This window comes from Streptomyces sp. SID10853, from assembly GCF_010548145.1.
Taxonomy (GTDB): domain Bacteria; phylum Actinomycetota; class Actinomycetes; order Streptomycetales; family Streptomycetaceae; genus Streptomyces.
In genome coordinates this window covers 1-11,369 of record NZ_JAAGLN010000229.1, presented here as the reverse complement: position 1 = coordinate 11,369, position 11,369 = coordinate 1, and the positions used below count along the sequence as shown (strand labels likewise).

Genomic DNA, 11,369 nt, shown 5'->3' with positions numbered 1-11,369 from the left:
TCGCGCCGGTCCGCCGGGCCGTACCCGCCCGCCCAGCGCCGTGCGGACCCGGGGCCGCCCGCGCCCGGCGAGCTGATCGCGGCTGTACGGCACCGGGCGGCCCTGGCGCTGACCGCGGGACACCTGGAGGCGGAGGCGGCCGACCTGGTGTACCGCTGCGAGGTGGCCGTACGCCTCGCGCTCTCGCACATCGTGGCACCAGGTGATCTGACGCTCGATCACCTGGTGCGCGACGCGGTGGTGCGGGCGGCGTGAGCGGCGCGTACGGGGGCTCGGCGCGTACTACTTCTTGAGCCAGCCGACCTTGGTGTAGTCCTCGTCGGCGAGGCCGAACGCGCCGTAGTTGGCCAGGCCCTTGCGGACGGCGGAGATCTCCGGGCGCTGGTACAGCTCGATCGAGTGGCCGAGCTTCCAGATCTCCACGTCGGCCTCGTTGTAGAGCTTGACGGCCTGGGCGTGATCGGTGGCCTCGCCGGCCTTCTTCATCAGGGCGTCGATCTTCGGGGAGCCGATCGAGCCGAAGTTCTGGAAGAGGTTCTTGCCCTGCGGCTCTTGGAACACCGGGTAGAGCTTGCTGGTGTACGCCTCGTCGACGTTGCGGAAGCTGGCGAGGTCGAAGTTGCCGGTGTTCACGAACTTGGTGAAGTAGTCATTGGCCGGGACCTTCTTGATCTCGACCCGGACGCCCACAGCGGCGTACATCTGCTGCACCAGTTCGGCCTGGTCCGTCGACGCCGAATTGCCGCCCGCGCTCAGCACGTAGTCCAGCGTGAGCTTCTTGCCGTCCTTGGTGCGCGGCTTGCCCTCGCCCGCGCTCTTCCAGCCCGCCGCGTCCAGCAGCTTCTTGGCCTTCTCGGGGTCGAACTTGTCGAACTCGCTGGTGTTGTCCTGATAGCCCTGCTGGTTGGGCATGAAGAAGTGGTTGTCCAGCGGCTTCAGTTCGAAGGAGAGGTCCTTGGCGAAGCTCGCGTTGATGCCCTTGCGGTCGGTCGCCTCCTGGAGGGCGTTGCGCACCCTGACGTCCTTCAGCGGGCCGCGCCCGCCGTTCAGCGTGATGTGCACCTCGTCCCAGCGCGCCCCGCGCCTGATGGCGGTGTCCGGGTCCTTGACCAGCCGCTTGTAGTCCTCGGGCAGCAGCGCGGGGGTCTCGTCCACCTCCTTGTTGAGGTAGGCGTCCGTCTGGGCGCTGAGGTCGAGGACGCGGAAGACGAGCGAGGACAGCTTCGGCTTGTCGCCCCACCACTTGGGGTCGGGGACCAGGGTGATGGTCTGTCCGGTCCTGTCGTACGAGCCGACCTTGAACGCGGCACCGGTGACCGGGGCCTTCTGCAGCCAGCCCGTGTTGAACTTCTTCGGGGTGTCGATGTACGCGGCCGGGTACAGCGGGTCGAACAGGCGCTGCCAGTCGGCGTACGGCGTACCGAAGGTGATCTTCACGCTGTGCGCGCCGGAGCCCTGCTCGACCTTGGATATCTGGTCGTAGCCGGTGGTGTCGGCCGCCTCGTACGCCTTGTCCCTGCCGTTCAGCGCCGTCCACTGGGCGTGGAAGTCCTTCCAGCTCAGCGGCTTCCCGTCGGACCACTTGGCCTTCGGGTTCAGCTCGTACGTCACCACCTGCGGGCTGGTGGATGTGACCTTCGCCGAGACCAGGAAGTTCGGGTTGGGGTGGCCGATCCCCTTGGCGTCGGCGTCGAAGAGGTCGGGCAGGACCGCCGCGTCGATGGACGCGCCGTCACTCTGCTGACCGTCGACCTGGTTGACGTTGTACTGCGTGATCCACTGGTCGATCGCGAACCGCAGTGACCCGCCCTGCTTGAGGTCGCTCGCCGGATGCGCGTTGATGTTCTGGCTGTCCACCTGCGGAGCGGCCTGCTTCTTGGCCGCGTTGCCGCTGCCGTCGGAAGAACCGCAGCCCGCCACCGCCAGGGTGGCCGACAGTGCTGCGGCGATGGCGACAACGGTGGTTCTGCGCATCGGTGTTCTTCCTCCGGTTCAAGGTGGCCTGATCGAGGCCACAGGCTCCCGAGACGGTAAGTCGATCCCTGGGGCAAAGGGAGACCAACGGTGATGCTGTTATGCATTCTTTGCATGCGCGCAACAAACACTGGTCAAGCTGTATCAACAAGCCGACGAAAAGCACCCGATGAACGACGCCGGAAGATCGACATCGATCAATACCGGACAAAGGCACCGATGGGGCCTGCCGCGGCCGTGATCCCACCACGATCCCCAGCGACCGAACCCCAGCGGAGGACCAACACCCGTGGCCGCCTTCCTGGCCAAGCGACTCGGCTACTACGCCGTCCTGTTGCTTGTCGCCATCTGTCTGTCGTATCTGCTGGCGTCACTCGCGCTCGATCCGCGCGCGTACTACGAGGGCCGCCAGCCGCCCCTCTCGCCCAGCTCCGTCGACCACCACCTCACCGCACTCGGCGTCAACGACCACACACCCCTCCTCAGCCGCTTCGCGACCTGGGCGGGACACGCCCTGCGCGGCGACCTCGGGCAGACGATCGACGGGACGTCCGTGGGCGCCGAGTTCGGCCGGCGGATCGGGGTCAGCCTGCGGCTGCTGCTCCTCGGCAGCATCCTCGGCACGGTCGTCGGCGTCCTTGCCGGCGCCTGGACCGCCGTACGCCAGTACCGGTTCTCCGACCGCACGGTGACGCTGATCTCCTTCGTGCTGCTCTCCACACCGGTGTTCCTGCTCGCGGTGCTGCTGAAGATCGGCGCCATCTGGTTCAACCAGAAAGCCGGCAGCGACGTCATCGAGTTCACCGGCGAGAAGACCCCCGGCCTCGACTCCGGCTTCCTCGCCGTGCTGAAGGACCGCTCGGTGCACCTCCTGCTGCCGACGGTCTCCATCGCGCTCGGCACCATCGCCGGCTACAGCCGCTACCAGCGCTCCACGATGCTCGACGTCCTCGGCTCGGACTATCTGCGCACCGCACAGGCCAAGGGCCTCACCCGGCGCACGGCGCTGCTCAAACACGGGCTGCGGACCGCGCTCATCCCCATGTCGACGTACTTCAGTTACGGATTCCTGGCGCTGTTCACCGGAGCCACCTTCACCGAGACGATCTTCGGCTGGCACGGGATGGGCGAGTGGTTCGTCTCCTCGATCGGCAAGAACGACGTCAACTCGGTCGTCGCGGTCAATGTGTTCGCCGCCGTGCTGGTGCTGCTCTCCGGCTTCCTCGCGGATGTCCTGCACGCCGCGCTCGACCCGCGCATCCGGAACGCCTGAGGAGTACGGACACCATGACCGCTGTCGTAGAGACCGCCGCCGCCGACGCGGCCGGCCAGGGTGCGGAGCCGATACGCCCCGCCGGGCGCGCCGGTGTGGTGCTGCGCCGTTTCGTACACAACCCGGGCGCGCTCACCGGGGCCGTCGTCCTGCTGCTGCTCTTCGTGCTGGCCTTCGCCGGCCCGCTGATCAGCCAGTGGGACTACAGCCACATCGACTACACCGCCCTGCGGGAAGCGCCGAACGCCCAGCACTGGTGGGGTACCAACCGCATCGGGCAGGACGTCTTCGCCCAGACCATCCGCGGACTCCAGAAGTCCCTGCTGATCGGTCTGCTCGTGGCGCTGTTCTCCACCGTCCTTGCCTCGCTGACCGGCGCCTGCGCCGGGTACTTCGGCGGCTGGACCGACCGGATCCTGATGTTCTTCGTGGATCTGCTGCTGGTCTTCCCGTCCTTCCTGATCATCGCGATCATCTCGCCGCGGCTGCGGGACGGCGGCTGGTTCGCCTTCGTCGGGCTGCTCGCCGTCTTCGGCTGGATGATCACCGCACGGGTGGTCAGGTCGATGACGCTGTCGCTGAAGGAGCGCGAATTCGTGCGCGCGGCGCAGTACATGGGCGTCGGGCCCTTCCGGATCATCTGGCGCCACGTGATGCCCAACATCGCCTCCTTCCTCATCATCGACGCGACCGTCGCGGTGGGCGGAGCGGTGATGAGCGAGACCGCGCTGTCGTACTTCGGGTTCGGCGTCCAGTCGCCCGACGTCTCGCTGGGCACGCTCATCGCCTCATCGACGGGCGCGGCCGTCACGTACCCCTGGATGTTCTTCTTCGCAGCGGGGCTTCTGATCATTTTCGTACTCGCGGTGAACCTGGTGGGCGACGGGCTGCGCGACGCGCTTGACCCGACCTCGCGCAAGCGCCGCAGCCGCAAGGGGGCAAAGCGATGACCTCGGAATCCGGTACACCGGTACTCGAAGTGAGCGGCCTGGAGGTCGACTTCGACGGCGCGCCCGCCGTACGCGGGGTGGACTTCTCGCTCCGGCGGGGCGAAGTGCTCGGTCTGGTGGGGGAGTCGGGGTCGGGGAAGTCCGCGACCGCGCTCGCCGTCCTCGGGCTGCTGCCGGGGAACGCGGCCGTACGCGGCTCGGTCAGGCTCGACGGCACGGAGCTGGTCGGCGCATCCGACCGAGAGCTGTCCGCGGTGCGCGGCAGCCGGATCGGCATGGTCTTCCAGGACCCGCTGTCCGCCTTCACCCCCGTCTACCGGATCGGTGACCAGATCGCCGAGGCGGTCCGGGCGCACCAGGACGTGTCGCGCGAGCAGGCCGGGGCGCGCGCCGTGGAACTGCTCGACCTCGTCGGCATCCCGGAGCCCGCGGTCAGGGCACAGTCGTATCCGCACGAGTTCTCCGGCGGGATGCGCCAGCGCGCCATGATCGCGATGGCGATGGCGAACGACCCGGACGTGATCCTCGCCGACGAGCCGACCACGGCCCTCGACGTCACCATCCAGGCGCAGGTGCTCGATGTGCTGCGCACCGCGCAGCGCGAGACCGGCGCCGCGCTGGTGCTTGTCAGCCATGACCTCGGGGTGATCGCGGGGGCCGCGGACCGGGTCGCGGTGATGTACGCGGGGCGCATCGTGGAGAGCGCGTCGGCCGTGGAGCTCTTCGAGCGGCCCCGGATGCCGTACACGCTGGGGCTGATCGGAGCGGTGCCCCGGCTGGACACCGCGGGCGAGGTGCTGGTGCCGATTCCCGGCTCGCCGCCCACGGCCGGGAACACCGGGCCCGGCTGCCCGTTCGCGCCGCGCTGCCCGCTGGCCGGGGAGCCCTGTCTGACGGAGGAGCCCGCACTGCGGACCGTGGACGTGGACGTGGACGTGGACGTGGACGTGGACGTGGACGGGGACGGAGACGGGGACGTGGACGGAGACGGGGACGGGGACGGAGGCGTCGGCCGGGACGGGGACGGGGCCGGGGTCGGGGCCGGGCACACGGTCGCGTGCGTACGTGCCGACGAGATCGCCCGGAAGCGGCTCGGGCCGCTCGATGTGTTCCCGGTCCCGGAGATCCCGCCGGCGGCCGCAGCCCTGGCACCCGCCGAAGGGACCGGCGCCGAAAGCGGCCCGGACGGCTCGGGTCGGGACGGCGCGGGTCCGGACGGCTCAGGCCCGGGCGGCACCGCGCCGGACGACGACACCGTGCTGACCGTGCGCGGGCTCGTCAAGACGTTCCCCGTGCTGAAGGGCAGCGCCTTCAAGCGGCGGGTCGGCACCGTGCACGCCGTGGACGGGGTCGATCTGCGGATCCGCCGGGGCGAGACCCTCGCCCTCGTCGGGGAGTCCGGATCCGGCAAGTCGACCACCCTCTTCGAACTGCTCAACCTGGCGCGCCCCGAGGGCGGCGAGATCGAGCTGTTCGGGCAGTCGCTCGACCGGCTCGGCAAGGCCGCACGCCGGGCGCTGCGCGGGCAGGTGCAGATCGTCTTCCAGGACCCGATGGCCAGCCTCGACCCCCGGATGACGGTCGGTGACATCGTCGCCGAGCCGCTGCGCGCCCAGGGCACGGACCGCAGGACAGCGGCCGGACGCGTCCCGGGGCTGCTCGCACAGGTCGGCCTCGACCCGGCGCACGCCACCCGCTTCCCGCACGAGTTCTCCGGCGGCCAGCGCCAGCGCATCGGCATCGCCCGCGCCCTGTCGGTCGGGCCGAAGCTGCTGGTCCTGGACGAACCGGTGTCCGCGCTCGACGTGTCGGTCCAGGCAGGCGTCCTCAACCTGCTGCAACGGCTCAAGGCCGAGCTGGGTCTCGCCTATCTCTTCGTCTCGCACGACCTGTCGGTGGTGCGCCACATCGCGGACCGGGTGAGCGTCGTCTACCTCGGGCGCACCGTCGAGTCCGGGACGGTCGACGAGGTCTTCGAGCGGCCGCGGCACCCGTACACCCAGGCGCTGCTCTCCGCCGTGCCGCTGCCCGACCCGGTACGCGAACGCGAGCGGCAGCGCACCAGGATCCTGCTGCCCGGTGACCCGCCCAGCCCCACCCAGCGGTACGAGGGCTGCCGCTTCCGGGCCCGCTGCCCGGTCTTCGCGCGGCTGGGCACGGACGAGCGGACCCGCTGCGAGAGCGAGGTGCCGGTGGACAGGGAACACGCGGCCGGCCATGTGGCGGCCTGTCACTTCCCGGCGGTACGCGAGGTGGTGTGAGCGGCCCGGCCCGGTGCACCGCGCCGGGCCGGAGCGGCGACCGGCGCGGGGCATCGGCCGAGGCGGTGAGCGGCGGCCCCCGTCAGTGCGCCGAGCCGGAGATCTGCAGCCCGATCACGCCCACGATCACGAACGCGATCGAGACGAGCTTGAGCGTGGAGACGATGTCACCGAGGAAGATCATCCCGTAGATGGCGGTGCCCGCCGCGCCGATGCCGGTCCACACGGCGTAGGCGGGCCCGACGTCCAGCTTCCGCAGCGAGAGCGTCAGCAGCCCGAAGCTGCCCAGCGCGAACGCGGCGAAGGCGATCGTCGGCCAGAGCCGGGTGAATCCGTGCGAGAGCTTGAGACACACGGCAAAGCCGGTTTCGAGAAGTCCCGCGACCACGACCAGCAGCCACGCCATTCAGTGCCTCCCCTTGGGGCCTGTCGTCCGGATCAGGCCGGGCTCGCTTTCAGCGATTATGCATTCAGCCAGGTCGGCCGGGCGGTAAACCGGTGGATCAGTCGCCCTCGCGCCGCTCCCGGGTCGCCAGCAGCCTGCGCAGTGACTCCAGCCGCGCCGGGTCGGCATGCCCCCCGGCCACCCAGGCGTCCAGGGCGCACTCCGGCTCGTCGTGGCTGCAGCCGCGCGGGCACTCCTCCGTACCGGGCACCAGATCCGGGAAGGCGAGGATCACCCGCGACGGGTCCACGTGGTGCAGTCCGAAGGAGCGCACCCCCGGGGTGTCGACGACCCAGCCGCGTTCGTCCGGCAGGGGGAGCGCCAGGGCCGATGTGGTGGTGTGGCGGCCGCGCCCGGTGACCGCGTTGACATGGCCGGTGCTGCGCCGGCGGTCCTCCGGCACCAGCGCGTTGACCAGGGTCGTCTTGCCGACACCGGAGTGACCGACGAACGCGGTGACCTTGTCGTTCAGGAAGTCCCTGACCCGGTCGGCGGCCTCGCCCTTCGCCAGTTCGTCGCGGCTGGTCACGACGTACGGGATGTCGAGCGCCCCGTACGAGGCGAGCAGTTCGTCCGGCGACGCGAGGTCCGACTTGGTGAGGACGAGCAGCGGCGACAGTCCGCCGTCGTACGCGGCCACCAGACAGCGGTCGATCATGCGGGGGCGCGGTTCGGGGTCGGCGAGGGCGGTGACGATCGCCAGCTGGTCCGCGTTGGCGACGACCACCCGCTCGAAGGGGTCGTCGTCGTCGGCCGTGCGGCGCAGCACCGAGGTGCGCGGCTGGATGCGCACGATGCGCGCCAGGGTGTCCTTGGCGCCGGAGAGATCCCCGACGATCATGACCTGGTCGCCCACGACGGCGGCCTTGCGGCCCAGCTCACGGGCCTTCATCGCGGTCACAGCGCGCCCGTCGACCAGACAGGTGAGCCGGCCCCGGTCGACCGTGAGGACCATGCCCTCGGCGGCTTCCTCGTGCTTGGGGCGGATGTTCGTACGGGGGCGGTTGCCCTTGGGGTTGGGGCGGACGCGGATGTCGTCCTCGTCGGGGTTCTTGCCGTATCGGCGCATCGCGTCAGACCTTGAGCATTTCGGTCCACATCTCAGTGAAGTCGGGGAGGGTTTTGGCGGTTGTCGCCACATTCTCGATCTGTACGCCGTCGACGGCGAGCCCGATGATCGAACCGGCCGTGGCCATGCGGTGGTCGTCGTACGTGTGGAAGACGCCGCCGTGCAGCGGGCGCGGGCGGATCCGGAGCCCGTCCTCCGTCTCGCTGACATCGCCGCCGAGCCCGTTGATCTCCGCGGTCAGCGCGGCCAGCCGGTCGGTCTCGTGCAGCCGCAGATGGGCCACACCGCGCAGCGTGGACGGGGAGTCCGCCAGCGCCGCGACGGCCGCGATGCCCGGGGTGAGCTCGCCGACCTCGCTCAGATCGACGTCGATGCCGTGGATCCGGCCCGACCCGGTGAACTCCAGACCGCGCTCGGTCAGCTCGCAGCCGCCGCCCATCGCGGTGAAGATCTCCCGCAGCGCGTCCCCCGGCTGGGTGGTGTGCGCGGGCCAGTCGGGGATGGTGACCCGGCCGCCGGTGACCAGGGCGGCCGCCAGGAAGGGCTGGGCGTTGGAGAGGTCGGGCTCGACCGTCAGATCGCGGCCGAGCACGGCGCTGGGGGAGACCCGCCAGACGTTCGGCTCGCCACCCGTCTCCGGCTCGTCCACCTGGGCGCCGACCGCGCGCAGCATGTCCACGGTCATCCGGATGTGCGGCAGCGAGGGCAGCGTGGCACCGGTGTGCCGGACCTCGACGCCCTGGTTGAAGCGCGGCGCGGAGAGCAGCAGCGCCGAGATGAACTGGGACGAGGACGACGCGTCGATCTCGACGCGGCCGCCGTCGAGCGCCCCGCCGCCGTGCACCGTCAGCGGGAGCGCCCCGCGTCCGTCGTCGTCGATCCGGGTACCGAGGGTGCGGAGCGCGTCGACGACGCCGTGCAGAGGGCGCTCGTACGACCTGGGGTCGCCGTCGAAGCGGACGGGGCCGTCGGCGAGCGCGGCGACCGGCGGCAGGAAGCGCATGACCGTACCCGCGTTGCCCACGTCGATGGTGGCCGGGCCGTGCAGCCCCGCCGGGATCACCCGCCATGCCTCGCCGGTGCCGCCCGTCGCGCCCACCGCGGCGGAGCTGGACGACACGGTCTCCTCGATGCGCACGCCCAGGGCCCGCAGGGCGTCGGCCATCAGGAGCGTGTCGCGGGAGCGCAGCGGGCGGCGCAGCCAGCCCGGTTCGGCGGCGAGGGCCGCCAGCACGAGACCGCGGTTGGTGACCGACTTCGATCCGGGCACGGTCACCGTCGCGTCGACGGCTCCCGACGCGTACGGGGCGGGCCAGTGAGCGGTGTGCACGGAACTTTCGGTCATGGCCCTCACTTTACTGATGGCCGGGGGGCCGGGACGCCGCCCGTCTCACAGGCCAAGCAGCCAGCGTCCGCCGCCGATGAGCGAACAGAGCGAGACGACGTGGAAGAGCAGCAGCCACACCGTCGGCGGGACATGGGTGAGCCGGCCGAGCTGGTCGGCGTCCGAATCGCCCGCGTGGCCGCGTACCCGCTTGCGCTGCAGCTCGAAGGCCGGGCGCACCCCGCCGATGAGCAGGAACCAGACAGCCGTGTACGCGAAGGCCGCCTGCACCTCGGCGCTGGTCAGCCAGGAGATCAGGACGAATGCGGCGCCCGTGACGATCACGGTGAGCGCCCCGTACGCGTTGCGGATCATCACCAGCATCGCGAGGAGCAGGACGCAGGCGGCCCACAGGAAGAGCGTGATGTGGTCGGCGGCGAGCAGCCAGGCGCCGCCGAGCCCCAGCAGCGGCGGCGCGGTGTATCCGGCGCCCGCGGTGAGGATCATGCCGAGCCCGGACGGCTTGCCGCGGCTGACGGTGAGACCGCTGGTGTCGGAGTGCAGCCGGATGCCGTCCAGGCGGCGCCCGGTGAGCAGGGCGATCAGACCGTGGCCGCCCTCGTGGGCGATGGTCACGGCGTTCCGGGTGAGCCGCCATATGCGGTGCGGGAGGACCGCGAGCAGCGCGACGACGCCGGTGACGATCACCAGCCACTGGTCGGGGTCGGACTGAGCGGCGAAGACGCGGTCCATGGGGGGAAGGGGCTCCTCGGAAGATGGCGGTCGTGGCAGTCTGGCAAATATGTGCGGACGGTTTGCAGCGAGTCGTGGACCCGAGGATCTCGCAGGGGTCTTCGGGGTGGAGCAGGGGGACCCCGCCGAGACGGTGGTCCCCGACTGGAACGTGGCACCGACGAAGACGGTCCAGGTGGTCCTGGAGCGTCCACTGAAAGACGCGGTATCGCGCCGTCCGGTTCGGCAGCTGCGCCATCTGAAGTGGGGACTCGTGCCGTCCTGGGCGGCTTCGCCCGATGGCGCCGCCCGGATGATCAACGCACGGGCGGAGACGGTCCAGGAGAAGCCGTCCTTCCGCCGGGCCTTCGCCGCCCGCCGCTGCATCGTCCCCGCCGACGGCTACTACGAGTGGATGACCGAGCCGGACGAGCGGCGCCTGGAGGTCGAGGGCAAGAAGAAGCGGGCCAGGAAGCAGCCCTACTTCGTGACGCCCGCCGACGGGTCGGTGATGGCCTTCGCCGGTCTGTACGAGTTCTGGCGGGACCCGGCGCTGCCCGGCGACCACCCGCAGGCGTGGTGGGCGACCTGCACGATCCTCACCACCGAGGCGGAGACCACCCCGCTCGCCGGGCAGGGCGCCGGAACACTCGTCGGACAGGGCACGGGGCAGAGCGCGGGACAGGACACGGGACAGGGCGCGGGGCACGGAACCGGGACCGGGCCGGACACCGCACAGGGCGGAGAGCGCCGCGGACCGGTCGCAGGGCCGGAGCAGCCGGCGCGGACCGGTGCCGGTGGCCCCCGTTCGCTGGCCGCGATACACCCCCGGATGCCGCTGATACTGACCCCGGACCGCTGGGACGACTGGCTGGACCCCGGGCACACGGACCCGGCACGGCTGGCCCCGCTGCTCGAACCGCCGCCCCCGGGACTCGTACGGGCGTACCCCGTGTCCACGGCGGTCAGCAATGTTCGCAACAACGGCCCGGAGCTGCTGACCGCACTGGAGGCCCCAGAGGAGGGCACACTCTTCTGATGTGACTCAGAGCATGATCGTGGAGAGTGTCGACACCCCCGCCGGTGAAGCCCGCATCACCTGGCATCCCGCCGCACGCCCGCACCTCTTGATCGCCCTAGGCCATGGCGCCGGCGGCGGTATCGAGGCCCGCGACCTCCAGGCGCTGGCCGCCGCGCTGCCGCCGCTCGGAGTGGGCGTCGCGCTCGTCGAGCAGCCCTGGCGGGTGGCAGGCCGGAAGGTCGCGCCCGCCCCGAAGACCCTGGACACCGGGTGGCGCGCCGTCTGGCCCGCGCTGCGCAGACCCGGACTGCCGGTGGTCG

General features: G+C 70.8%; 8 protein-coding genes and 4 pseudogenes. 7 read left to right on the top strand and 5 right to left on the bottom strand.

Annotated elements, in window-relative coordinates:
- A pseudogene (locus G3I19_RS29670) lies at positions 1 to 255 on the top strand (TetR/AcrR family transcriptional regulator); the annotation flags it as partial.
- A 27-nt stretch (positions 256 to 282) separates the two neighbouring features.
- Here the strand turns inward: G3I19_RS29670 and G3I19_RS29665 are convergent.
- On the bottom strand, positions 283 to 1,974 hold the full coding sequence (locus G3I19_RS29665) for an ABC transporter family substrate-binding protein (protein WP_164266805.1): 1,692 nt from the start codon (positions 1,972 to 1,974) through the stop codon (positions 283 to 285).
- Positions 1,975 to 2,263: 289 nt separating this feature from the next.
- On the opposite strand from G3I19_RS29665, the gene G3I19_RS29660 reads away from it, so the two are divergent.
- The 3 genes from G3I19_RS29660 to G3I19_RS29650 are packed head-to-tail and all read left to right on the top strand — an operon-like array spanning position 2,264 to position 6,458.
- Positions 2,264 to 3,247, top strand: coding sequence for an ABC transporter permease (locus tag G3I19_RS29660; RefSeq protein WP_164266804.1), 984 nt, complete (start codon positions 2,264 to 2,266; stop codon positions 3,245 to 3,247).
- Positions 3,248 to 3,261: 14 nt separating this feature from the next.
- The gene (locus G3I19_RS29655; protein WP_164266803.1) at positions 3,262 to 4,197 is read left to right on the top strand and encodes an ABC transporter permease; all 936 of its coding nucleotides are present in this window, start codon (positions 3,262 to 3,264) and stop codon (positions 4,195 to 4,197) included.
- Complete coding sequence (locus G3I19_RS29650; protein ID WP_164266802.1) at positions 4,194 to 6,458, top strand: ABC transporter ATP-binding protein; 2,265 nt, start codon at positions 4,194 to 4,196, stop codon at positions 6,456 to 6,458. The genes G3I19_RS29655 and G3I19_RS29650 overlap by 4 nt, the downstream gene beginning before the upstream one ends.
- Before the next feature lie 82 nt (positions 6,459 to 6,540).
- Here G3I19_RS29650 and G3I19_RS29645 read toward each other — a convergent pair whose 3' ends face one another.
- The 4 genes from G3I19_RS29645 to G3I19_RS29630 form a co-directional block, all read right to left on the bottom strand.
- Positions 6,541 to 6,864 (bottom strand): multidrug efflux SMR transporter, encoded by a 324-nt coding sequence (locus tag G3I19_RS29645; protein WP_164266801.1) that lies wholly within the window; start codon positions 6,862 to 6,864, stop codon positions 6,541 to 6,543.
- A 97-nt stretch (positions 6,865 to 6,961) separates the two neighbouring features.
- Positions 6,962 to 7,972 carry a ribosome small subunit-dependent GTPase A gene (gene rsgA, locus G3I19_RS29640; protein ID WP_164266800.1) on the bottom strand — a complete coding sequence of 337 codons (1,011 nt, stop codon included), beginning with the start codon at positions 7,970 to 7,972 and terminating at the stop codon, positions 6,962 to 6,964.
- A 4-nt stretch (positions 7,973 to 7,976) separates the two neighbouring features.
- Positions 7,977 to 9,317 (bottom strand): 3-phosphoshikimate 1-carboxyvinyltransferase, encoded by a 1,341-nt coding sequence (gene aroA / locus G3I19_RS29635; protein ID WP_164266799.1) that lies wholly within the window; start codon positions 9,315 to 9,317, stop codon positions 7,977 to 7,979.
- Positions 9,318 to 9,362: 45 nt separating this feature from the next.
- Positions 9,363 to 10,049, bottom strand: a complete 687-nt coding sequence (locus tag G3I19_RS29630) for a M50 family metallopeptidase (protein WP_164266798.1) — start codon at positions 10,047 to 10,049, stop codon at positions 9,363 to 9,365.
- Between the two features lie 49 nt (positions 10,050 to 10,098).
- Between G3I19_RS29630 and G3I19_RS38375 the strand changes: the two are divergent.
- The 3 pseudogenes from G3I19_RS38375 to G3I19_RS29615 all read left to right on the top strand — a co-directional run.
- A pseudogene (locus G3I19_RS38375) lies at positions 10,099 to 10,659 on the top strand (SOS response-associated peptidase); the annotation flags it as partial.
- Between the two features lie 162 nt (positions 10,660 to 10,821).
- A pseudogene (locus tag G3I19_RS38370) lies at positions 10,822 to 11,067 on the top strand (SOS response-associated peptidase family protein); the annotation flags it as partial.
- A gap of 13 nt (positions 11,068 to 11,080) precedes the next feature.
- Positions 11,081 to 11,369, top strand: a pseudogene (locus G3I19_RS29615) (hydrolase); the annotation flags it as partial.

Bases quoted from the DNA above. Each gene is read 5' to 3' on its own strand.
- G3I19_RS29645 (WP_164266801.1), bottom strand. From the start codon at position 6,864: ATGGCGTGGCTGCTGGTCGTGGTCGCGGGACTTCTCGAAACCGGCTTT.
- rsgA (WP_164266800.1), bottom strand. From the start codon at position 7,972: ATGCGCCGATACGGCAAGAACCCCGACGAGGACGACATCCGCGTCCGC.
- aroA (WP_164266799.1), bottom strand. From the start codon at position 9,317: ATGACCGAAAGTTCCGTGCACACCGCTCACTGGCCCGCCCCGTACGCG.
- G3I19_RS29650 (WP_164266802.1), top strand. From the start codon at position 4,194: ATGACCTCGGAATCCGGTACACCGGTACTCGAAGTGAGCGGCCTGGAG.
- G3I19_RS29655 (WP_164266803.1), top strand. From the start codon at position 3,262: ATGACCGCTGTCGTAGAGACCGCCGCCGCCGACGCGGCCGGCCAGGGT.
- G3I19_RS29665 (WP_164266805.1), bottom strand. From the start codon at position 1,974: ATGCGCAGAACCACCGTTGTCGCCATCGCCGCAGCACTGTCGGCCACC.
- G3I19_RS29630 (WP_164266798.1), bottom strand. From the start codon at position 10,049: ATGGACCGCGTCTTCGCCGCTCAGTCCGACCCCGACCAGTGGCTGGTG.